The 24370-nt window shown below is 35.6% G+C and carries 23 protein-coding genes; 20 read left to right on the top strand and 3 right to left on the bottom strand.

Annotated features, from left to right (window positions below):
• Positions 1-146: 146 nt before the first annotated feature.
• Positions 147-1025, bottom strand: a complete 879-nt coding sequence (locus tag LY01_RS03110) for a cell division protein FtsX (RefSeq protein ID WP_104514339.1) — start codon at positions 1023-1025, stop codon at positions 147-149.
• 228 nt (positions 1026-1253) lie between these two features.
• Here LY01_RS03110 and leuS point away from each other — a divergent pair, with 228 nt between their 5' ends.
• The 17 genes from leuS to tsaB all read left to right on the top strand — a co-directional run bounded on the left by leuS (position 1254) and on the right by tsaB (position 20578).
• Positions 1254-4148, top strand: coding sequence for a leucine--tRNA ligase (gene leuS, locus LY01_RS03115; protein ID WP_104514340.1), 2895 nt, complete (start codon positions 1254-1256; stop codon positions 4146-4148).
• A 289-nt stretch (positions 4149-4437) separates the two neighbouring features.
• Positions 4438-7140 carry a T9SS type A sorting domain-containing protein gene (locus LY01_RS03120; protein WP_104514341.1) on the top strand — a complete coding sequence of 901 codons (2703 nt, stop codon included), beginning with the start codon at positions 4438-4440 and terminating at the stop codon, positions 7138-7140.
• Positions 7141-7369: 229 nt separating this feature from the next.
• Positions 7370-8263 carry a heme o synthase gene (cyoE, locus tag LY01_RS03125; protein ID WP_104514342.1) on the top strand — a complete coding sequence of 298 codons (894 nt, stop codon included), beginning with the start codon at positions 7370-7372 and terminating at the stop codon, positions 8261-8263.
• A 2-nt stretch (positions 8264-8265) separates the two neighbouring features.
• Positions 8266-8856 carry a cytochrome c oxidase subunit 3 gene (locus LY01_RS03130; protein ID WP_245890616.1) on the top strand — a complete coding sequence of 197 codons (591 nt, stop codon included), beginning with the start codon at positions 8266-8268 and terminating at the stop codon, positions 8854-8856.
• 36 nt (positions 8857-8892) lie between these two features.
• The gene (locus LY01_RS03135; protein WP_104514343.1) at positions 8893-9894 is read left to right on the top strand and encodes a cytochrome c oxidase subunit 3; all 1002 of its coding nucleotides are present in this window, start codon (positions 8893-8895) and stop codon (positions 9892-9894) included.
• Between the two features lie 17 nt (positions 9895-9911).
• On the top strand, positions 9912-10307 hold the full coding sequence (locus LY01_RS03140; protein WP_104514344.1) for a cytochrome C oxidase subunit IV family protein: 396 nt from the start codon (positions 9912-9914) through the stop codon (positions 10305-10307).
• Positions 10308-10380: 73 nt separating this feature from the next.
• A complete protein-coding gene (locus LY01_RS03145) occupies positions 10381-11082 on the top strand; it encodes a membrane or secreted protein (RefSeq protein ID WP_104514345.1) in 702 nt (233 codons plus the stop codon).
• A complete protein-coding gene (locus tag LY01_RS03150; RefSeq protein ID WP_104514346.1) occupies positions 11072-11785 on the top strand; it encodes an SCO family protein in 714 nt (237 codons plus the stop codon). The genes LY01_RS03145 and LY01_RS03150 overlap by 11 nt, the downstream gene beginning before the upstream one ends.
• A 3-nt stretch (positions 11786-11788) precedes the next feature.
• Positions 11789-12310, top strand: a complete 522-nt coding sequence (locus tag LY01_RS03155) for a DUF420 domain-containing protein (RefSeq protein ID WP_104514347.1) — start codon at positions 11789-11791, stop codon at positions 12308-12310.
• 9 nt (positions 12311-12319) lie between these two features.
• Positions 12320-12547, top strand: a complete 228-nt coding sequence (locus LY01_RS03160; protein ID WP_104514348.1) for a hypothetical protein — start codon at positions 12320-12322, stop codon at positions 12545-12547.
• 147 nt (positions 12548-12694) lie between these two features.
• Positions 12695-13396, top strand: a complete 702-nt coding sequence (locus tag LY01_RS03165; RefSeq protein WP_104514349.1) for an ABC transporter ATP-binding protein — start codon at positions 12695-12697, stop codon at positions 13394-13396.
• Complete coding sequence (locus LY01_RS03170) at positions 13389-14636, top strand: ABC transporter permease (RefSeq protein WP_104514350.1); 1248 nt, start codon at positions 13389-13391, stop codon at positions 14634-14636. The genes LY01_RS03165 and LY01_RS03170 overlap by 8 nt, the downstream gene beginning before the upstream one ends.
• 1 nt (position 14637) lies before the next feature.
• Complete coding sequence (locus LY01_RS03175) at positions 14638-15897, top strand: ABC transporter permease (protein ID WP_104514351.1); 1260 nt, start codon at positions 14638-14640, stop codon at positions 15895-15897.
• 28 nt (positions 15898-15925) lie between these two features.
• Entirely contained in the window at positions 15926-17083 is a 1158-nt protein-coding gene (locus LY01_RS03180; protein ID WP_104514352.1) for an efflux RND transporter periplasmic adaptor subunit, read from the top strand.
• Between the two features lie 68 nt (positions 17084-17151).
• The gene (locus LY01_RS03185; protein ID WP_104514353.1) at positions 17152-18588 is read left to right on the top strand and encodes a TolC family protein; all 1437 of its coding nucleotides are present in this window, start codon (positions 17152-17154) and stop codon (positions 18586-18588) included.
• Positions 18589-18597: 9 nt separating this feature from the next.
• On the top strand, positions 18598-19875 hold the full coding sequence (locus LY01_RS03190) for an efflux RND transporter periplasmic adaptor subunit (RefSeq protein WP_104514354.1): 1278 nt from the start codon (positions 18598-18600) through the stop codon (positions 19873-19875).
• A 22-nt stretch (positions 19876-19897) separates the two neighbouring features.
• Positions 19898-20578 carry a tRNA (adenosine(37)-N6)-threonylcarbamoyltransferase complex dimerization subunit type 1 TsaB gene (gene tsaB / locus LY01_RS03195; protein WP_104514355.1) on the top strand — a complete coding sequence of 227 codons (681 nt, stop codon included), beginning with the start codon at positions 19898-19900 and terminating at the stop codon, positions 20576-20578.
• Between the two features lie 2 nt (positions 20579-20580).
• Here tsaB and LY01_RS03200 read toward each other — a convergent pair whose 3' ends face one another.
• Both LY01_RS03200 and LY01_RS03205 read right to left on the bottom strand, forming a co-directional pair.
• Entirely contained in the window at positions 20581-20781 is a 201-nt protein-coding gene (locus LY01_RS03200) for a dodecin family protein (protein WP_104514356.1), read from the bottom strand.
• Positions 20782-20825: 44 nt separating this feature from the next.
• Complete coding sequence (locus LY01_RS03205; protein ID WP_104514357.1) at positions 20826-21737, bottom strand: NifU family protein; 912 nt, start codon at positions 21735-21737, stop codon at positions 20826-20828.
• Between the two features lie 346 nt (positions 21738-22083).
• Between LY01_RS03205 and LY01_RS03210 the strand changes: the two genes are divergently transcribed.
• From LY01_RS03210 to LY01_RS03220, 3 genes are all read left to right on the top strand, one after another.
• Positions 22084-23085 carry a PorP/SprF family type IX secretion system membrane protein gene (locus tag LY01_RS03210; RefSeq protein WP_104514358.1) on the top strand — a complete coding sequence of 334 codons (1002 nt, stop codon included), beginning with the start codon at positions 22084-22086 and terminating at the stop codon, positions 23083-23085.
• Positions 23086-23233: 148 nt separating this feature from the next.
• Complete coding sequence (locus LY01_RS03215; protein ID WP_104514727.1) at positions 23234-23773, top strand: RNA methyltransferase; 540 nt, start codon at positions 23234-23236, stop codon at positions 23771-23773.
• 14 nt (positions 23774-23787) lie between these two features.
• The gene (locus tag LY01_RS03220) at positions 23788-24318 is read left to right on the top strand and encodes a hypothetical protein (protein WP_104514359.1); all 531 of its coding nucleotides are present in this window, start codon (positions 23788-23790) and stop codon (positions 24316-24318) included.
• The last annotated feature ends 52 nt before the right edge of the window (positions 24319-24370 follow it).

Raw genomic sequence — 24370 nt, forward strand, 5'->3', positions numbered from 1 at the left:
TTTTATAATATTGCCATTCCGCATCAATCGCAGAATCTGTTTATATTTTCTCAGTTTTCATTCCTCAATCCTAAAGGTTGAGAAGACTTTACTTTAATCTCTCCTTATAGAAACCTGCCCTTTAATGCTAGGGAAAGGTTTCTTACCTAGTAATACAACTGATCTGTTTTTAAATTCAAATAACGAGTTGTTGCAAAAAATGTACTGATCAAACTTATTAATATTCCGAAAACTAAGACACCAACAAATAGAATAGTCAGCATTTCATAATTTTCAAGTATTTCTAATTCTGGCACAAAACCGTCTGCATAATAAACTACTACGGCTAGTAATCCTAGAGCTAGTATGGCAGCGATTAATCCTAATTTTATGCTAGTCATGATAAATGGTCTGCGTATAAAACCTTTAGTAGCGCCTACCATTTGCATAGTTTTTATCGTAAAACGTTTGGCATAAACGCTTAGTCTTATAGAACTGTTGATTAATAAAAATGCGATTAAAACAAAAATTCCAGACACAATAAGCATCCAGAAAGAGATGCGCTTTACATTTTTGTTAAGTAAAGAAACCAGTGGTTTATCATAGCTTACTTCTTGCACGTATTCTTTTGCAGCAAGATCATCTGCGATTTGTTGTATCTCGGTTGCGGTAACAAAATTTGCATTGAGTCGCACATCTATAGAGTTAGGGATAGGGTTAAATCCATCTAATTTTGCAATAAAATCTTCTCCTAGATCTTCTTTGGTACGTTGCGCACCTTCTTCACTACTCACAAAAACAGCATTCTTTGTATAGTCTGCCATTTGTAGTGTTTTTTCTAGTTGTCGCATGTCCACATCCTTTGCGGTGTCCTTAAAATAGATAGACATAGGCACCTGCTCACGGAAATAATCGGCTAGTTTCTGGCTGTTAAGCAAGAAAAAACCTTGTAAACCTAGCATGAATAAAACCAGAAACAAGCTGATTACCACCCAAAAATAGGAGCTGAATAAACGACGTTTCTGATAACTGGACTGTGATGACATAAATTTTACAACGACTAGAATTGATTTACAAAAATAACAAAGTAACACACCTAGAACGATTTCCAGATAGTTATTTTATCTCACAAACGGTATAACTTGTTTTTTAGTCTTTAATTATTGACAAAATGGGGTGGATATGGTACTCAATAACCATTTTCTATCTCAAAACTTATTTAATACCACAATTCACAAACGCTTTAGTATTTTTGCTACTTACAAGAAGAAACTATGTTACTCTACGATCACAAAGAAATAGAAGCAAAATGGCAAAAACATTGGGCTACTAATAAGACTTTTAAAGCTACAAATAACTCTGATAAACCTAAATTCTATGCACTCGATATGTTTCCATATCCTAGTGGTGCTGGGCTACACGTAGGGCATCCGTTAGGTTATATTGCTAGTGACATTGTGTCTCGTTATAAGCGTCACAAGGGTTTTAATGTCTTGCACCCTATGGGTTATGATAGTTTTGGACTACCTGCAGAGCAGTATGCGATACAGACAGGTCAACATCCTGCAGAGACTACTAAAACAAATATTGAAGGAGGAACTGATAAGTCTGGAAACAAAATTGCCGGATACCGCAATCAGATGGATCGCATCGGTTTTAGTTTTGATTGGGATCGTGAGGTAAGAACTTCTTCACCAGATTATTATAAATATACACAAGAGATTTTTATCATGCTATTTGATAGTTGGTATGATAATGATGCAGATAAGGCGCAACCTATTAGTTTGTTAGAATCTCGCTTTCGCGAAAGCGGAACAAATAACATCAACGCTGCCACAGAAGAAGATTTGAGACAATTCACAGCTGCAGAGTGGAACGCGTTTACAGAAAAAGAGCAACGGGAGATATTGCTTGATTATAGATTAACTTTTCTTGCAGATACGGAAGTAAACTGGTGTCCAGGACTAGGAACAGTTTTGGCAAATGATGAGATCGTAAACGGCGTTTCAGAACGTGGTGGACATCCTGTAGTGCGTAAAAAAATGCGTCAGTGGATGATGAGAATTAGCGCATTTGCAGAGCGTTTATTAACAGGTCTAGAAGGATTAGACTGGGCAGAATCTATCAAAGAAATACAACGCAACTGGATCGGGAAATCTGTAGGTGCGATGGTGTCTTTTCAATTAGATGACCATAAAATAGATGTATTTACAACGCGTCCAGATACCATCTACGGAGTTACATTCATGACACTTGCTCCAGAGCATGAACTAGTAGATCAAATTACTACTGCGGCACAAAAAGACGCGGTAGAAGCTTACAAAAAAGCAACAGCGGCACGATCAGAAAGAGAACGCATGGCCGATGTAAAGACTATCTCTGGAGTGTTTACAGGAGCATATGCTACGCATCCATTAAGTGGTGAGCCTGTGCCGGTTTGGATAGGTGATTATGTGCTTGCAGGTTATGGAACTGGCGCTGTAATGGCAGTACCGTGCGGTGATGAGCGTGATTATGCATTTGCCAACTACTTTGCAGGTCAGGAAGGAATGCCTGCTATCAAAAACATTTTTGATGGTGTGGATATATCTGAAGAGGCTTATGGAGCAAAAGATAAAACACCGCTTTGTAATAGTGATTTCTTAAACGGAATGAGTTATCAGACTGGTGCAATGGCAGCAGCGATTGAGAAATTAGAAGAAGTAGGATCTGGAAAAGGAAAAACCAATTACAGATTGCGTGATGCGGTATTTTCTAGACAGCGTTATTGGGGTGAGCCATTCCCAGTATATTATAAGGACGGATTGCCACAAATGATAGATAGCAAGCACTTGCCTATCGCATTACCAGAGGTAGATGAATATTTACCTACTGAAGATGGTGCGCCGCCATTAGGTCGTGCAACAACTTGGAGCTGGTGTACTCAAGAAAATAAAGTAGTTTCTAACGATGACGATCGCGATTGTGTATATCCACTAGAATTGAACACCATGCCAGGTTGGGCAGGTAGTTCTTGGTACATGTTCAGATACATGGATGCTAACAATGAAAACGAAATGTTTTCTGCAGCAGCACAAGAATACTGGAATAACGTAGATCTATATATAGGTGGTAGCGAGCATGCGACAGGTCACTTGTTGTACAGTAGATTCTGGGTAAAGTTATTGCACGATCTAGGTAAAGTCACTGTAGAAGAACCGTTCCAAAAGATGATCAATCAAGGTATGATTTTGGGTGAAAGCGCTTTTGTGAAGGAATTAGAGATTGAAGTTGATGGTAAGATTGAAAAACGATTTATTTCTCAAGGTGTAAAAGCTAAGGATTTAAACATCAAGTCGGGAAGAAAGCTTCATGCAGACGTTTCTTTAGTTAATCTTCAGAATGAATTGGATATGGAAGCTTTTAAAGCTTGGCGTCCAGATTATGCATCTACAGAATTCATTACTGCTGAAGACGGAACATTCAAAGTCTCTAGAGAAGTAGAAAAAATGTCTAAGTCTAAATACAACGTCGTTAGTCCAGATGATATTTGTGATCAGTATGGAGCAGATACCTTGCGTTTGTATGAGATGTTTCTAGGTCCGCTAGAACAAGCAAAACCATGGAATACTGCTGGTATTACAGGAGTTTATGGTTTTATGAAAAAACTATGGAAACTGTATCATAACGATGCTGGTTTTTCTGTTAGTGATGAAAAAGCATCACCAGATAGCATGAAAACCTTGCACAAGACCATTAAAAAGGTGCAAGATGATATTGAGAACTTCTCATTTAACACGAGTGTAAGTAGTTTTATGATTGCGGTAAATGAGTTAACTGCTCAAAAATGTAATAGTCGTGAAGTGTTAGAACCACTTGCTGTTCTTGTATCACCATATGCACCGCACATAGCCGAAGAATTATGGTCATTATTAGGTCATAAGGAATCTATAAGTGAAGCGCCTTTCCCAGTGTTTGATGAAAAGCACTTGGTAGAAAGTAGTAAGACGTATCCTATTTCATTTAATGGTAAAATGAAATTTACACTAGATTTACCGGTAGACGTTTCAAAAGATGAGTTGGAGAAAATGGTACTTGCAAATGAGAAAGTACAGCAACAATTAGAAGGAAAACAAATACGTAAAACGATTATTGTACCTGGTAAGATTGTGAACTTTGTAGTAGGGTAGTTTTTAAACATTTGATAATAAAAAAGGGAGTGGTGTATAACCACTCCCTTTTTTTTGTTTTATCATTTGGTAATTATTTTGAAATTCCCCTTTCGCGAAAGCGAAACTTATAAAATTCATTATTATCAATTATAGCTTTAAATATTTCGTTATTAATTGAGAAACAAGGTTCTGCGATTCGTTAAACGGACTTTGTAATCTACTCAACGAAAAGATTTTATTGTTTCCTTAAAACGCTTTCACGATTGAGATGTAAATGAGTTATTTGCTGTGAATTAATTTAAGAATTATGAATAGGGGAATTCTAAAGACCATCACCTTGGTGGTCATGACCTCTTGTGCTATAGGGAATGCACAAGTATGGTCTAACGCTGTAATGGCGCCAATGCTGCCTTCTGGAGCAGATAATGTTAATATTTCAATTGATCTCGTAAGTGATACAGATCCTACCTATGATAGTGCTAGGTCAGGTATCTTTTATTGTTTAGGTGCTGGTTGTGATCCACTAACGGTACCTACTGGTATACGTGCCATACCAGAAGTGTTGCCACTTAGTACTACAGATGGTTTAGGTACTTATTCTGGAACCGTACCTCCATATTACGGAACGGTAAGATGGGTAGCAAGAAAGGTGTCTGCATTGCCATCAGAGAGAATAACAGATTCTCCTGTACAAGAATATACAACGCCGCTACCTAGTGGTGTACGAGTAGAGATGGTTACTGCTAGTGCGCTAGAAGGTGATAATGCTACTGATGGTGGTACCTTAGTGTATAGATTTGTAAATACCAATATGGGTGTTACTACTATTAATTATTCTGTCTCGGGAACAGCAAACACTATTCCAGGTGAGGATATTGTAACTAACCTCACTGGTACAGTTACCACCGGTGCAGATGGTGTTGCATTATTAAATGTTGCTATTAATGGAGATGATGTTTTTGAACATCATGAAACAATTGTTTTAAGTATCGTGCCAGACACTTCTTATGTGGTGGATTTAAACTACAATAGCGCGACAGGAACCATTATTGATGATGAGGTAGGTAGTTATGTATATAGAAACGATACCATGGGATGGGTTAATGACCCTACTGGTGCAGACGGTGGTAGACCGTCTTCTATGCAGGATGTAGTGATTATTGAGGCGGGAAGTTCTGCTGGGATAAGTGGTTTTCTGTGTAGGGATCTTATTATAAATGATAATGGAACGCTTAATGTCTCATCTGACGTGCATGTGGGTAGGGATATTATTTTAGGAGATAACACTGCTGTGTTAGGTAGTGGTTATTTAGTGCATGGAGATCGTAATGATGTGGTAGATGCTGTGTTAAGATCTACAGCTACTTCATTTGAGATATCCTTAAGTAATTATAGAACGGCTAGTGATAGGAATCAGATTTTATGGCTAGGTGCTGTAAGCGGTCAGACTGTTCTTAATGTAGCTGGAGAAATAGATCTTGCTGGTAATGATGTGTCAACTTCTGGAGATGTTTTAGGTAAGGTTGTTTTTAAAAGTAATGCTGTGCATACGGCGCAAATAGTAGGTGATGGTAATTTTAACCCTAATCCTTTAAATGGGATAGAAGTAGAGCGTTATATTTCTGGAAATCGCGCATTTAGATTTTTAACATCTCCTGTGTCTGGAGAGTCTTTATTTGATACATGGCAAGAAGGTGGTAATACACCTGTAGGATATGGTATGCAAATAACAGGTGTATTAGGTTCTTTAAATGAAGTAGGTGGCCCTGCAGATGCAGTTACAGGATTAGATTTTACTACAACTGGTAATCCAAGTGCCTTTGAATTTAATGGTGGTAGCTGGAATGCAGTTACTAATACTAAAACTACATTACACAGTGTAGGGAAGGCTTATAGAGTTTTAGTAAGAGGTGATCGTAATCTAGATCTTAATAACAACAGTTCTGGTCAGGATATGACTACTACGCTTAGAGCGACAGGAGTTTTAGAGCAGGAAGATGTTTCTTTACCTCTTGCGGCAGGATTTAATCTAGTAGGTAATCCATATCAGTCTAAGATGGATTTAGGTCTTGCAACTAGTGCAACAGCGATAGGGTTTGCTTATTACTGGGACCCTACTTTGGGTACTAGAGGTGCGTATACAACTATTACATTACCTAGCGGTAGTGCAACAGGAGCGTCTCTTGCAAGTAATGTTTTAGAACCAGGACAGTCTTTCTTTATAGAAGCTCTTACACCTGGTACCATAGATTTTCATATCGATGATAAAGTTTCATTAACAGACGCAGGTATATTTTCTGCGCCAGTGTTAGATAATATGCTAACGGTAGATCTTTATGAAACTAGTAGGTATATGGGTAATTTAACTGCTCAAGATGGTGTTTTAGTGAGGTTTTCTAATGTAGAAAATCCTGCAATTGATGAGCGTGATGCAGTGAAGTTTAGTAATCTAGACGAGACATTATCTATAGTGAGTAACCTTTCTAATCTAGCAATTGAGTCAAGACCATTTCCTGTGAATGCAGACGTGATTCCTTTAAGTATTACTAATTATAAGAGTACTAATTACACGTTAGCTATTAAAATGGAAGCTGTGCCAGGAGTAAATGCATATCTAAGAGATAATTTTGCAGGTACGATAACAGCTATTAGTTATGGCGTAAATAACGCTATAGATTTTATAGTAGATCCTGCAGAGATGGAAGGCCGCTTTGAATTATTCTTTGAAAATGTAACATTATCTAATGAGTCTGTTACGGACGCTGTGGTTTCTGTATATCCTAATCCAGTAACAGGAGATGTGATCCATATAAATACAGGTAATGTGGTTTCGGAAAAATGGACAGCTCGTTTATTTAACTCTTTAGGACAAGAAATTTTGAAAGAAGAGTTAGATGTAAATCAACAGACTTTAAGTCTTTCTAATATGTCTAGCATACGCTCTGGATGGTATATTCTTCAGGTAGAAGGCGATGATAATGTGTTTACTGAAAAAATTATGATTCATTAAATGATATTATTTTAGATTTTAAAAAGCTGTCTCTTGTTATAAAGAGGCAGCTTTTTTTGTTAAAAAAGGTTGAGGTGGTTCTCGCTTTCGCGAAAGCGTAACGACTATCAAATTCCTTTTTAAAACAATTAATCGTACAATCAATATAAATTAGACCGAAAGCTTTTTAAAACCTTTGCAACAAAGTAGTTGTGAGGTATCTTTGCACTCCTTTAAAAACAGCTTTTTTTTGACAGAAGTAAATGCCATAGAACGATCTCCTAGTATGTTGAAAAATTACATCGAGATTACTAAGCCTAGACTATCCATAGTTGTGGTGTTTTCATCTATTGCTGGATATTTTCTAGCTGCAAATACTTATGAGTGGCAAACCCTTGTTCTTTTATGTATAGGTGGTTATTTTCTTGTAGGTTCTTCAAATGTTTTTAACCAGATTATAGAAAAAGATCTAGACGCTTTAATGAAGCGTACTCAAAACAGACCGCTACCTACCGGTAGAGTGTCCGTTAAAAACGCTTGGATTTACGGTGTTATAATGGCTTTAAGCGGTATTTACATGCTGTTTTTAATCAACTTTGCCACGGCATTTTTTGGTGCGTTAAGCATTTTGCTTTATGCCGCTGTTTATACTCCGTTAAAGACTAGGACGCCATTATGTGTCTTTGTAGGTGCTTTTCCAGGTGCGATTCCTTATATGTTAGGTTGGGTTGCTGCTAGTGGAAATTTTGGTATAGAGCCAGGAACTTTATTTATGTTGCAGTTTTTTTGGCAATTTCCTCACTTTTGGGCGATAGGATGGATGTTAGAAGACGACTATAAAGCTGGAGGGTTTAAAATGCTCCCTACCGGTGCGGCAGATAAAGGTACTGCGGTACAAATTATATTATATACTATCTGGACGGTCATGGTGTCTTTAGTACCTGTTTTTGGCGTTACTGGAGATTTGTACATGACTCCTTATAGCGCTGTGATAGTTGGGTTGTTAGGAGGCTGGTTTTTATACTACGCTATTAAATTATATAAAGAAAGAAGTAATGCTATTGCAAAAAAATTAATGTTAGTAAGTGTGAGTTACATTACACTTATTCAAATAATTTATGTAGTAGATAAATTTATAAGATAAAAATGATAGATATAACGCAATTACCTATTGAGGAAAAAATCGCAAGATCTAAAAAACAGATGATGTGGTTTGCCATCATGAGTCTTACCATGATGTTTGCTGGGTTAACTAGTGCTTATATAATAAGTAGCAGCCGTAGAGACTGGGTAGATGTAGATTTGCCTTCAGAGTTTTTTTATAGCACAGGTGTTATTTTATTGAGCTCGCTTACTTTGTTTTTAGCAAAGAAAAGTCTGAAAAGTAATAACCTATCTGGCGCTGCGATTCTTACTTTTATTACTTTTTTATTGGGAACTGCCTTTGTAATTATGCAATTTATGGCTTTTGGGTCATTAACCGATGCTGGAATTTTCTTTACAGGAAAAGGAAGTAGCGTCGCAGGATCGTTTATTTACATCATGGTAATGGCGCATCTAGCACACATAGTTGCAGGCCTTATCTCCTTAACAGTCATTACCTTTAAGGCTGTGACAAAAAAATATTCTAATGAAAAAATGTTAGGTTTTGAATTAGGAGCGATCTTCTGGCACTTTGTTGATGTGCTATGGATTTTTCTTCTTCTGTTTTTAGTTTTTGCTAAAGATATTTTTTAACCTATTTTTGCAATATATTACAACTAATCTAAAGTTATGGACACAACAGTAGCTACTACTGGTACCGAAGGTCAAAAATGGGGTGGAGCGTCTAAGCCGCTTAACGTCAGCTACGGGAAAATGATGATGTGGTTTTTCATCCTATCGGATGCATTAACCTTCACAGGGTTTCTTGCAGCCTACGGTTTCTCGAGATTTAAATTTATTGAAGAATGGCCTATCGCAGATGAGGTATTCAATCACTTCCCATTCTTACATGGCACTGATGCGCCTATGTTCTATGTGGCATTGATGACCTTTATTCTTATCGGTTCTTCTGTTACTATGGTACTTGCAGTAGATGCAGGACACCACATGAACAAGAAAAAGGTATCTCTTTACATGTTACTTACCATTATTGGTGGTTTAATATTCGTAGGTTCTCAAGCCTGGGAATGGAAAAACTTTATCGCTGGTGAATATGGAGCAGTAAAAACTAAAGGAGGAAAGATTCTTCAGTTTCTAGATGTTAAAACTGGTGAGAGAGTTGCTTTAAATGAATTTGTTGAAGTAGGTCCTAGAGATGTAGATACTTATGGTAACAGTGAAGGTATATGGTATACCACATCTGGTGAGTATAACGCAACTTATACCATAGAAGAGGTTAAGAAAGGTTTTGTAGATAACCCTAACGTTACTATAAGAACGCAGCAGTTAGTCGTAAATGAAGAAACTGGTGCTAGTGAGAAACTAGTTCTTTCTAGAGAAGATGCTCTAGTAAAATTAAATAAAGACGCTGTAGGTGTTGTAGAAGGTGCAAACCTTACTGAAAATGAATACGGTGCTCCTCTATTTGCAGATTTCTTTTTCTTTATTACAGGTTTTCACGGTTTTCACGTTTTCTCTGGTGTAATTTTTAATCTGATCATTTTCTTTAATGTTCTTTTAGGAACTTATGAGAAAAGACGTAGTTATGAAATGGTAGAGAAAGTAGGTCTTTACTGGCACTTTGTAGATTTAGTTTGGGTATTTGTATTTACATTCTTCTACCTAGTATAATTTTTTAAGATATTAAAATGGCAGATCACGCAGCACACGACGGACATAAATTAGCGATTTTTAGAGGAACTTTAAAGTTCAAATCTAATACGCAGAAGATTTGGGGTGTATTAATATTCCTTTCTTTAATAACGATAGTAGAAGTAGCTTTAGGTTACATTAAACCAGATTTTTTAAATGCAAAGGTTATAGGTCTCAAATTATTAAATTGGATATTTATAATTCTTACATTAGTAAAAGCTTATTACATCACATGGGACTTTATGCACATGAGAGATGAGGCAAGTGGTTTAAGAAGATCTGTGGTTTGGACTTCAGTTTTCTTAATCATATACCTAATGGTTATTCTATTAGTAGAAGGAGAATATATTTATCAAGTTTATAAAAATGCAGCTGTAAGTTTTGACTTCTAGTGGCTACTAAATAAACATATAAAAAAGGACGGTTTTTCCGTCCTTTTTTATACCTCATTTTTAAAAAAGAATTATGTCTAAATTTCCTGAAGCCGAAGGGATTAAGCAAACTAGTAGGGTGGCGATAATAAGCGTTCTAGTAATACTATTTGCGTTGCCATTGCTTACTTATTTGTTTTTCTTAAATGGAGAACATCACTTTAAAACATTGCCTATTGTAACAGAAAAGGTCTCAAGCCTAGACGGTTTTAGGAACTTAGATGGTGAGCCTATTCATTTAAAAGATAGTGTGTCTATTGTTACCTTTTTGGGAAATCAGCCTTATAAGAGAATAGGATATGTGTCTAATGTGAATGAAAAAATCTATAAAGACTTTCATGAGTTTGATGGGTTTCAAATGATAAGTATTCTTCCAGAAGCTGGAGTAAAAGATATAGAAGAGATTAAGTTGCAAATGGCAGAAAGTACAGATCTTAATGACTGGCATTTTCTAGTGGGTAGTGATGATGCTATAAATAAATTATTCAATTCTTTTGAGTCTGACTTAAGTCTCAATAAAGATCTCTCTTCAGAGCATGCTTTTATAATCGATAAACAAATGTCTTTAAGAGGTCGCAATGACGACCCAGAATTGGGTATGGTTTACGGTTATGACACTTATCTTATTGCAAATCTTAATAAAAGAATGATGGATGATATAAGAGTCTTGCTTGCAGAGTATAGATTTGCATTTAAGAAAAATAGAGACGAAAAAATACAGAAAGATGAGCGATAAGAAAAGCGATACTCCATACTACGTAGGGTTAGGTATTATAATTATCATTTTTGGTTACTTTGCTGTTACTAATGTTATTCATTATGTAAATAAAGATAAGATAGTAGATAGCAACAGGTCAGAAGATCGCGTGCCTGTAGGAGATAAGTTCCTAAAGAAATTCAATAAAGTCCCAGATTTTAAATTTATAAATCAAGATGGCGATACTATTACTAACGATTCACTACTCGGTAAGGTTTATGTGATAGATTTTTTCTTTACCACATGTCCTACTATTTGTACTCCTATGAGTATCAATATGTCCAAGGTTAGTGAAGCGCTTTCTAGTCATGAAGATTTTAGAACTGTTTCAATTACTATTGATCCAGATCATGATCAACCTGCGGTTTTAAAAGAGTATGCTGCTAAGTATGATGCAAATGATCACTGGCAATTTCTAGTAGGAGATAAAGAAGCTACTTATAAACTAAGTCGTGAAGGGTTTAACGCCTATGTAGGTGAGAGTGATGACAAGGCGATACGTTTTGAACACAGCGGTAATTTTGCGTTAGTAGATCGTGATGGTTACATACGCTCTCGTAAAGTGCGTATCGATAAGGATAATGAAAACTGGATATATCACTACAGTGGTGTTCAGGAAAATGATATACCTGCCCAATTAAATGAGATTATTGAAGATGCAGAAACACTTTTAAACAAGTAAAATATGTTAGAGAAAAGAGGTCCCGCTATAATTATAATTATTTCTATTCTAGTACCGCTAGTAGTTGTTTTTTTAATGCTTATGCCAGAGCGTTATAACTTTTTAGGTATAGAATCAGGTTTGTTGCCATTATTTCATGCAGTTATTAATGGTATGACCGCTGTGTTGTTAACTACAGGTTTTATTCTTATTAAAAAGGAAAGTAGAACAGCGCACAGGTGGGTTATGACGACAGCCTTCTTATTGAGTGCTGTGTTTTTAGTAAGTTATGTGATTTCTAAAATCAGTAACGATCCAGTACCTTATCCAGATGAGGCACCGCTCAAAGCACTTTATTTATTCATACTCCTAACTCACATCGTTCTTTCTGGAATTATACTGCCATTAGTGTTATACACGATGTATTTTGCATGGAATAAAAAGTTTGAAAAGCATAAAAAGATAGCTCGTTGGACGTTTCCTATTTGGTTATACGTTGCGGTGACTGGTGTTTTAGTGTATGTTTTCATGCAACCTTACTACTAATATTGTACTATGAAAAAATTATTTATTCTAGTTATTGTTTTTAGTTTTCCCGCTTTCGCGAAAGCGCAATGCGCCATGTGCCGTGCCGTTATAGAAAGTTCTGGAGATACCGCAGCTGCTGAAGGGCTTAACAACGGAATCACCTATTTAATGGTTTTTCCATACTTGTTAGTAGGTGCGATTATTTACATGATTTATAGAAATACTCAAAAGGGTTCTAAGGAGATGGAATCGTAATAATCTGTTAGTCACTATCTATAGAGATTTCAAATAGATGTTGATTTATGTATATTAACATTTTATTATAATTTTTAGTGTAACAAGTGCGCAATTTTAGGGTCTATTAGAAATAGGCCTTTAAATTAGGTTTCATAAACACTAGCCATGATCGAAATTACTAATCTGCAGAAGTCTTACGTTACAGGAAATACGTCATTACATGTTTTAAAAGGTATTGATTTTTCTGTAAAAGAAGGTGAGTTGGTTTCTATAATGGGTTCTTCAGGGTCTGGTAAATCTACTTTACTTAATATATTAGGTATGCTAGATGAGGCAGATCAGGGTACGTACATGCTAGATAATACGCCTATAAAAAACTTAAACGAAAAAATTGCTGCTCAATACCGCAACAAGTTTCTTGGTTTTATTTTCCAATCATTTAATCTTATTAATTATAAAACCGCCGTTGATAATGTGGCCTTGCCTCTTTATTATCAGAAAGTAGGTCGTAAAGAACGTGATGAAAAGGCTATGCATTACCTAGAAAAAGTAGGTCTTGCAGACTGGGCAAATCACTTGCCTAATCAACTTTCTGGTGGTCAGAAACAACGTGTTGCCATAGCACGTGCTCTTGCTAGTGACCCTAAAGTGTTACTTGCCGATGAGCCTACTGGAGCACTTGATACTAAAACTTCTTACGAGGTAATGGAACTTATACAAGGTATCAATGAAGAAGGTAGAACTATTCTTATCGTTACACACGAACCTGATATAGCCGAAATGACTAAACGTGTCGTGAATCTTAAAGATGGTAGAATTATAGATGATAGATTAGTAAATCAGATTAAAGCATCTGCTCATGTTTAATATTGAGAGATGGCAAGAAATCTTTGAAACCATAAGTAAGAATAAGCTACGTACTTTTTTGACTAGTCTGTCGGTAGCAGCTGGTATATTTATATTGGTTATTTTGTTAGGTTTTTCATCAGGAATTGAAAATGGTGTTCGTACTCAGTTTGAGGGTGATGCTACTAATCGTATACAAGTAAGTACACGTACTACTACCAAAGGTTTTAATGGACTTAATCCTGGCAGGAAATTACAAATGACTAATTCTGACTACGAGACTCTTAATGTTAAGTATGAGGATCAAATAGAGTATAAAACTAGTCTTTATAATACTTGGGGTGGAGAAATTAATTATAAAGAAAAACAAGGTAGTTATCGCATAGAAGGTGCCTTCCCAGATCAACAATTTATTGAAAATGCAACTTTAACTCAAGGACGCTTCTTAAGTCAGTCTGACGTGGACGAGTCTCGTAAAGTTGCCGTGTTAGGATATCAAATGAAGGAGGATCTTTTTCCTAATACGGATCCTATAGGTGAGATTATTTTGGTTAATAACAACATCAACTTTACTGTGGTAGGTGTTTATACAGATCCAGGCGGTAGTCGAGAAGAGTCTAGGTTATTTATACCCATGACTACAGCGCAAAAAGTATTTAACGCAGGAGAGAATATCAACCGTATTGCTTATACGGTTAAAATGAGTGACAACTTTGACGCAGCTGTAGCTCTTAGTGCTGCAATGAGACAATCTATAGATCAAGATTTAAGAACAAAATTTAGTGTTGCTCCAGACGATAGAATTGCTGTAAGAGTTAACGATACTCTTGAAGAAGCTAAGAAAATATACAGTTTAATCGACACAATAAGAATGGTGTTTTGGTTTATAGGTATAGGTACTATTATCGCTGGTATAGTAGGAGTAGGTAATATCATGTTGATAGTCGTTAAAGAGAGAACAAAAGAGATAGGGATACGTAAAGCACTAGGTGCATTACCTAGTGAAATTATATGGATGATTTTACAAGAGTCTATCTTTATAACTGCGCTTTCTGGATTAATAGGTCTGTTTGCCGGTGTAGGATTATTACAGTTGATCGCGCCATATGCAGAGACTGATTTTATAAATAACCCTACAGTAGATTTTACTACTTCTATAACCACGGTAATTATCCTAATTGTCGCAGGTACATTAGCTGGTTTTATTCCTGCTAGAAGAGCTGCAAACATTAAACCTATAGAAGCCTTAAGAGACGAGTAATATGTTCAATAGAGACCGCTGGATAGAAATAATAGAAGCACTTAATGCTAATAAGTTGAGAACATTGCTTACCGCTTTTGGTGTGTTTTGGGGTATCTTTATATTAGTAGCATTACTAGCGTTAACTAATGGATTGAGAAATGGCGCTACTGCAAATTTTGCAAATAGCGCTACTAACTCTATGTTCATGTGGGGTCAAAGTACCTCAGTACCTTATAAAGGAATGAATAAAGGTCGCAGAGTTCAATTCAAACTTGCTGATGTTGAAGTGCTCAAAGAAAAAATGCCTTCACTTAAATATGTTTCCCCTAGACAGCAGTTAGGTGGTTATCAGGGTGCAAATAATGTAACTCGCGATGAGAAAACTGGAGCCTTTCAAGTAAACGGTGATTATCCAGAATACATATACCAGCAATATATGGATATTGTAAAAGGTAGGTGGCTCAATTATTCTGATATTCAAAAAGAGATGAAAAGTGCCGTAATAGGTACTGACGTGGTAAAATCACTTTATGATATAGGTGAAGAGCCTATAGGAACTTATATAAAATTACAAGGAGTAAACTTTAAGGTCGTAGGGGTTTTTGAAAATCCGAATACCCAAGGAGATAGTGAGGAAGAGGCTAATACTATTTTTATTCCATTTACATCATTTGCCAAGGCTTTTAATACTGCTGATAATGTACAGTGGATGGCTATAACGGCTCATGATGACGTCAGTATAACAGATGTTAAAGAGCAAGTGCTTTCTATTATGAGAGAACAGCGTAGTGTTCATCCAGATGATAAACGTGCGATAGGTAATTTTGATAGAGCAGAGTTATTTGCAAAATTTACAGGTCTATTTGATATCCTTTCTTTTGTAGGATATTTTGTAGGTGCATTGGTATTGCTTTCTGGTGGTATAGGTATCTCTAACATTATGCTTATTGTAGTTAAAGAACGTACTAATGAAATAGGTGTACGTCGCGCTTTAGGTGCTACCCCATGGGCTATTAAATCTCAAATTTTACAAGAGTCTATTGTATTGACATTAATTTCAGGGCTTGCAGGTATTGCTTTTTCCGCAGGGCTTATTTGGTTTATGAATTACTTCTTAGATAATAATGGGCCAGTAGAGAACTTTGCAAACCCTTCAGTAAATATTGTAGTAGTAGTTATTGCTTTAATAATATTAAGTATAGCCGGACTACTCGCTGGTTTTATACCGGCTTCTAGGGCTACTACCATGAAGCCAGTAGACGCTTTAAGAACAGAATAAAAAAGAATCATCCATTAATACATTATAAATGAAACGTACAGGAACCGTCATAACATTATTAGTAATCTTGTTTGCAGCAGCAGCAGGAATCTGGTATATCTATACTAAAGATCTTGAAGATCCTATGGAGTATAAGACAGAGCAAGCTGAGACAAAGACCATACTAAAAGAAACAGTTGCTACAGGTAGTATAGTCCCTAAAGAAGAGGTGAATATTAAACCTAATATTTCTGGTGTGATTGATAAAATACATGTAGAAGCAGGTGATTATGTAGAGGCTGGTGACTTAATAGCAGATATTAAAGTAGTTCCTAACGTGAGCTCTCTTACTAATGCAAAAAACAATATTGCAGGACAGCGCACTACGGTAGAAACAGCAAAACTTGCTAGAGATAACCAAAAAGCTATTTACGACAGACAAAAAGCGCTCTTTGATAAAGGAGTTATTGCAGCAAATGATTTTGATCTAGCACAAAATGCATACAATAATGCGGTGCAACGTTATAAGCAAGAACAAGTTAGTTTAACCAGTTCATTGCAAAATTATGACATCATTAGAACAGGTACCACTGCTGGATTAGGTAAATATGCTAACACAAGTGTACGTGCAACAGTATCTGGTATGGTGCTAGATGTACCAGTAAAAGAAGGAAATCAAGTAATTGAAGCAAATAACTTTAATGACGGTACTTCTATTGCCGTAATTGCAGATGTTAAGAAAATGATTTTTGAAGGTAAAGTGGACGAGAGTGAAGTAGGTAAAATAAAAGAAGGGCTGCCACTGGAGATTACAGTAGGAGCTTATAATAACAAGAAATTTGATGCCGTATTAGACTACATCGCGCCTAAGGGTATTGCAGAAAATGGTGCTATACAATTTGCCATAAAAGGAACATTAAAAACGGTTGCCCAAGATTCTACATTTGTACGTGCAGGTCTCAGCGCAAATGCGAGTATTATCTTAGATAGAGTAACTGATGTGCTAGCAGTTAAAGAAGCGCTTGTGCAATACGATCCTAAAACTAAAAAACCTTTTATAGAAATTCAGACAGGTGATCAAGAATTTGAAAGAAGAGATGTAGAATTAGGTTTAAGCGACGGTATCAACGTAGAGATTAAAAGTGGTGTCACAGAGTCGGATGAAATTAAAGTTTGGAACCCTCTTAAAGCACCTATTGGGCGCTAATTTTTAGAGGCTTCTATTTTTTCTGTAACAAATTACATTTTTAATCTACATATAGACATTATCACATTATGAAGAAGTTAATAATTTGCAGCATTGTTCTTTTAAGTTTCGCTTTCGCGAAAGCGCAATCGACAAAAATCTGGACCCTACAAGAATGTGTCCAGTATGCTATTGAGAATAATATAGATATAAAACAAGCAGACCTGAATACAGAGGTTGCAAAGTTAGATAAGAAAGATGCCCTAGGTTCTTTCTTGCCTTCACTTAATGCAAGTGCTAGTAATTCATGGAATACTGGTCTTACTCAAAATATTACTACAGGAGTTTTACAAACTCAAACCACTCGTAATTCTTCTTATGGAATTACGTCTGGAGTTACCTTGTTTGATGGTTGGGCAAATGTTTATAGATTACAAAGAGCAAAGATGAATATTCTTGCTAGAGAATATAATTCTGAGTTAATAGAAGATAATACATTACTTAATGTTGCAAACTCTTACTTAAATGTTCTTTTTAATAAAGAGAATTTAAAAAGACTAGAAACTCAACATATATTGACTAAGGCTCAAATAGATCGTACTTCACAACTAGTAGAAGCTGGTTCTTTACCTCGTGGAGACTTGTTAGAAATAGCAGCCACTTATGCAAATGAAGAGCAACAAATTATTGCTGCAACTAACAGTATTGTAAACTCAAGAATCGCTCTTGCACAAATTTTAAATTTAGATGACTTTACAAATTTTGATGTGCAAGATCCTAATTTAACTGATCCTAATGGTTTTGTGCTGGATAAAGCGGTGACAGATATTTATGAAAATGCACGCTCAAAAAGATTTGAAGTAAAAATAGCCGAACAAAATACATTACTGGCAGAGCAAGATTATAAAATTGCAAAGTCAGCTGTGTTACCTAGACTTTCAGCTTTCTTTAATTACAATACTAGAGAGTCGGGACAAGGTAATTTTAATTCTTTTTTAGATCCTAATGCACCTACAAGACAGATAGGTATTGTAGAAGGGACTAACCAGAGTGTCGTTGCTCCTAACTTCACATCTACGGTAGGTAATCCAGATCCATTTTTTGATCAATTATCACGTAATGATGGTATCTCTTATGGATTAAGTCTTAGTGTACCTATTTTTAACGGTTGGTCTGTGAGCAATAATATTGCACGTAGTAAGATTAATGTAGAAAGTAATAAACTTACAGAAGACCAGACTAAACTGACTCTTAAACGTAATATTTATCAAGCATATAATGATGCTAAAGGTTCTAAGGCAGCTTATGAAAGTGCGTCCTCAGCATTAGAGGCTAGAGAACAAGCATTTGAATACGCTAGAGAACGTTATAATGTAGGTCTTATGAATGCCTTTGACTTTAATCAGGCACAGACGGCACTTACTAATGCTCAAAGTTCTTTGTTAAGTAATAAATACGATTATATCTTCAAGCTAAAAGTATTGGAATTATTCAATGGTATAGCTCCAGAAGAATTAAAACTTTAAAACCCAACCATGAAGAAGGCGATAATAATTATAGTAATACTACTAGCTTTTATAGCTATAGGCTTTTTTGGCTACCAGAAAATCGCTGGTTCTAGCGATAAAGGTGTTTCTGTAGAGGTTATGGATGTGCAATCCATGAACATCGTAGAAACAGTAAGCGCCACTGGTAAAATAACACCAGAAGTAGAGGTAAGTATATCACCAGAAGTGCCAGGAGAGATTATAGAATTACCTATAAGAGAAGGGCAGGCCGTAAAAAAAGGAGATTTACTCGCAAGAATAAACCCAGATTTACTACAATCTAGTGTTAGTAGGTCTAGAGCTGGTCTAGCAAATACTAGAGCAGGTTATGAGCAATCAAAAGCAACTCTTGCCGAAGCTAAGGCTAACTACCAGCGTAGTTCTACCCTTTTTGAAAAAGGCGTGATCTCACAATCAGATTTTGATACAAGCACTGCGTCTTATGAAAGAGCAAAAGCAGCAGAACGTTCTGCTTACTATTCAGTTCAAAGTGCTGGAGCGACAGTTAATGAAGCTACAGATAACTTGGGGCGTACTAGTATTTTTGCCCCTATGACAGGTACTATTTCTTTGCTAGCGGTAGAGTTGGGAGAGCGAGTAGTAGGAACACAGCAAATGGCTGGTACAGAATTACTACGCGTTGCAGACCTTTCTCAAATGGAAGTAGAGGTAGATGTAAATGAAAATGATATCGTTAAGATAGAAGTAGGTGACAAAGCTATAGTAGAAGTAGACGCTTATCTTAAAAGACAGTTTAAAGGTGAGGTTACAGAAATAGCAAACACGGCTACAGGAACATTAAGTGCAGACCAGGTGACTAACTTTAAAGTAAAAGTGAGAATCTTGCCAGACAGTTACAAAGAATTAGTAGAAGGTAAGAGTGAAAATTACAGTCCTTTTAAACCAGGTATGACTGCTACAGTAGATATCATAACTAGAGAAAAGAATGATGTAATCGCGGTGCCTATAAGTTCTATAGTAATCAAAAATGATACGGTAGAAAAAGCTTTCCCAGCAAAAAGTAGTGTTTCTACGAGCGATGAAAAATTTGAATGTGTATATCTAGAAGTAAATGGTAAGGCAAAATTAAGAGTAGTAACTACAGGTATTCAAGATGATAAAAATATCGTTATACTTTCTGGTCTTGATAAAGGTGATAAAGTAATTACCGGACCTTATAGAACGGTTACCAAGACATTAAAATCTGGTAAAGCGGTTAACTCAAAGAATAACGATACTTCTAGAGAATACTCTACAGAAGAATAAGTAAACTAGCACATCTATCCCTATGGCTTTAATTTTATGTGTAGAAACTACCTCTACTAATTGTTCTGTTGCACTAGCGTCTGATAATGGAGGTTTTGATAATGAATATGGCATTGTCCACTGTCTAGATTTAATAGAAGATAATAGTGATGGTTACAGCCATGGAGAACGACTGCATATTTACATAAATGAGATTTTAACACGTAATAATATCACTGCAAATGATCTAGACGGTATTGCTGTTAGTGAAGGTCCAGGTTCTTACACCGGTTTGCGTATAGGTGTGGCTACAGTAAAAGGATTGTGCTACGCTTTAAGCATACCTATGATGGCTGTGAGTACCTTAGAATCTTTAAGTAAACAAAATACCAGTTCAAATGTTTCTATCGCAATGCTAGATGCTAGAAGGATGGAGGTATATGCGGCTGTTTTTAAGGGTGTAGAACAAATAGAGCCAGTTAGTGCGGTTATATTAGATCAAGAAAGTTTTTCTCGCTTTCGCGAAAGCGGAACCGTAACATTCATCGGGACTGGTATTACTAAGTTCGAAGAGCTTATAAAAGAAGAGCAGCATACTTATACTACTTCTAATCCGACGGCACTTACCATGTGCGATCTAGCCATGGAAAAGTATAAAAAAAGCGACACCGTAGATGTCGCTTATTTTGAACCGTTTTACCTTAAAGAATTTAAAGCAGGTTAGAATTAATTAACCTCAAAAGTGATTTTTACATTCACTCTGTATTCAGATACTTTACCGTCTTTTACCTGAGCACTTTGCTCATTTACGTAAACAGATCTTATGTTTTTCACACTTTTTGCAGCGTGTTCAACGGCTTTATTTGTTGCCTCTTCCCAGCTAGTGTCACTGTTTGCTAATACCTCGATTACTTTTAAAACTGCCATGATTGTATTTTTTTATGATTAATTAATCATAAAAGATACACTTTTTAGCCATTTAGTGCAACAACTCTATCTATTTTACCAGGTATCATATCTTTAAGCATAGTTTCAATACCATTGCGCAAAGTCATGGTAGAAGATGGACAGCCGCTACATGCGCCTTGTAAAATAACTCTTACCTCACCACTACTTTCTTCATAACCTTCAAAGACTATATTACCTCCATCACTTGCGACAGCTGGTTTTATATATTCATCTAGAATCTCAACTATCTTTTTAGAAATGTCATCTAGATTTTCAAATTTAGGTAGGTCTGTAGACTCTCCTTTTTCTTTTACAATAGCGGCACTTTCATGTTTTGTTTCTCCTATGGAATTACCGTTTTCAATAGATTCTCTTATGAAAGAACGCACCTCGTGAGTTACTTCGTCCCAAGAAATGACGTCATGCTTTTGAATAGAAATATAGTTTTCATCTACATAAAGCTCCTTAATAAAAGGGAATTTATATAAATCTCTCGCTAGTGTGTTTGCTTCAGTATCATTGATACTTTTAAACTCCTTGCTGTTTACAGTAAGTTTTTTATTGGCAACAAATTTCATTGCATTAGGATTAGGGGTAGCCTCTGCATAAACAGTGACAGGCACTTTCTTTTTCTCTTGGTCTGTGGTAACTAGAGTAGCGCCACTATTGAGAAAAGTCTCAATTTGCTCTGCCACCTCTGTTTGTACATCTGCCCATTCTACAATATCATATTTTTCTATAGCGATAAAGTTCTGTGCGATATAAACTGTTTTTACAAAAGGAAGGTAAAAAAGCTGTTGTGCTAGAGGTGATGGCTTTGCGTCATCTATATTTTTAAACTCGTAACTATGGTTTTTTACTAAGAAATGATTGCTTTCGAATTTCACAATCGATTCATTACTAGTGTTTACAACCTTAATTTGATGATTTTCCATAATTATTTTAATCTAACACAAAGATAAGGCGCTTAAGAAGGTAAAGCTTCATATAAATCAATCGATTAATTTTATGAAGCTTTTTGTTTTACCAATTCTGTGAGATTATAGGACAAATTTGTGATTTTATTTCATTAGTTGTTCAACATAATCCTTATAAACCCTTGTTCTAAAACAAAAATTTATATATTTGAAACCTTGTCATCTAATCCTAGGTTTTTAGACGATGTTTTTCAGAAAATGCGCCCAAGCAATTCATTTGTTTCATTTTTGAAAAATCAATTAACTAACAAGGTATAAAACATTTTTAACGTTGATAACGTTAGAGAGTTACACAAAACTAAACATGAAAAAACTATTCATTTTACTAGCTATCGTTTTTAGTGGTCAGCTAGCCATCGCACAAGAAGGTGTTCCAGTTTATTTAGATTATCTAACAGATAACTATTACTTACTTCACCCTTCTATGGCAGGAGCTGCGGCATGTGGTAAAGTAAGAGGTACAGTAAGACAGCAATGGTTTGATCAAGAGGACGCGCCTAACTTACAAACGTTAAGTTTTAATACAGGTATAGGAGAGAATAGTGGTATAGGAGCAATATTATTTAATGACAAGAACGGTTACCACTCACAAACTGGTGCTTACCTTTCTTATGCTTATCACTTACAAATAGGTGGTGGTTTTGAAGATTTAAACAGACTTTCCTTCGGTATGAGTGCTGGTCTAGTACAAAGTAGACTAGATGAATCAGATTTTAACCTTGCAGATTTTGACCCTATTATTACAGGAGTTCTTAGAAGTGATTCTTACTTTAATGTAGATATAGGTATGTCTTACTTCTACAAAGAATTTTATGCACACTTTACTGTTAAAAATGCTCTTTTCCAAAACCGTGAAATTTATTCTGAAGGTTTTGAAAGTACTAACCAGCGTCGTTATGTTGCAACAGTAGGTTATTTATTTGCGCCACGTAATAGTGACTGGCAGTGGGAACCTTCTGTATTATATCAACGTACGGACCGCACTGGAGAGCAATTTATGGACATAAATGCAAAGGCTTATTATGACCTTAACGATACTAGTGTTCTTTACATGGGACTTTCTTACCGTCAGAGTTTTGATGGGGCTGAGTTCTTAGATGGAACTAGCGTACAAGAACAAAACCTTTCTCTTCTTTCTCCTATTCTTGGTGTAAAGTACAAAGAGTTTACATTTGGTTATAACTACAGTTACCAGTTTGGTGATGTACAGTTTGCAAATGGAGGTTTTCACCAGATTACCTTAGGTATCGATTTCTTATGTAGAAAAGATAGATGGAGTTGTAACTGTCCTGCGGTTAACTTATAATATTACATAAATCAATTATAATATAAAAGGATAGCTTTATGGCTATCCTTTTTTTGTGTTCCGCTTTCGCGAAAGCGGAATAACTTTAATGCCATTACCTAAATAAAGTTTCTAGAAAGAAAATACAACTTCTTACCTTTGACACATGATGAGAAAACTACTTAACGATGAACTAGATCGCCTTACTACAGAAGGTTTTAAAGAAAGTGATAAAACACCTTTGATAATTGTCTTAGATAACGTGCGTAGTTTAAATAACATCGGTTCCGTTTTCCGTAGTGCAGATGCTTATCGTGTTGAAAAAATTTATTTATGTGGAATCACTGCACAACCACCTCATAAAGACATTAGAAAAACGGCCTTAGGAGCTACTGAAACCATAGAATGGGAATATGTAGAAGATACTGTGGATATAGTAAACAGGCTCAATGAGCAAGGTTATACAACCTGTGCAATAGAACAAGCAGAGCGCTCGCAAAACCTTTATAATTTCTCACCATCAAAAGGTGATAAGGTAGCCATTGTTCTCGGTAACGAGGTAAAAGGTGTACAGCAAGAAGTAGTAGACGCATGTAAAGAAGTCATAGAACTAGATCAATATGGTACTAAACACAGTTTAAACATATCAGTTTGTGCTGGTATTGTTATCTACGATGTCTTTAATAAGATTAGTCTGTTAAGAGATTAATACAGGTAGAGTATATGACTGAGAAAACTGCAAAAAGAGTTTATACTTATTCTTTATTTCTAGGTTTTGCTTTATTGTGTTGGCAAATTTTAATCTATCGTAAGACTATTGTAGATCCTAAATTATTAAGTGCTATAGTAATCATAGCTACTATAATAGGTGTAGTTATGATATCAAGAAACTACAGTAAAATATATCCCATATATAGTGGTATAAAACTTATGTTTTTTACTGTGTTACAATCTTTAATCAGTTTTGGCTTTATCGTTTCTGGTATTTTTATTTTGATGAATTTTTATTTATCAAGTGGGCAAATAGAAATTCAACAACATACTATTATAAGTAGATCTTCCATGTCTGGAGGGAAAAGACATAGAAATGAAAGAAAGCCAATTTTTGAAATTCAATTCAATTCGTATTATCGTAAACAGCTAGTTTTCTCACATCAATTTTATGAACGAAGAAATGAGTTCAAAATAATTGAGTTAGAAGTAAAAGAAGGTTTTTTTGGTTTTGATATTTTAGAAAATAAAACGCTTAAATAACTCGATCGTTTAAGTTAAAACTTAACGTCATTATTTGTAATGGAATATATTT

It is taken from the genome of Nonlabens xylanidelens (assembly GCF_002934445.1).
Taxonomy (GTDB): Bacteria; Bacteroidota; Bacteroidia; order Flavobacteriales; family Flavobacteriaceae; genus Nonlabens; species Nonlabens xylanidelens.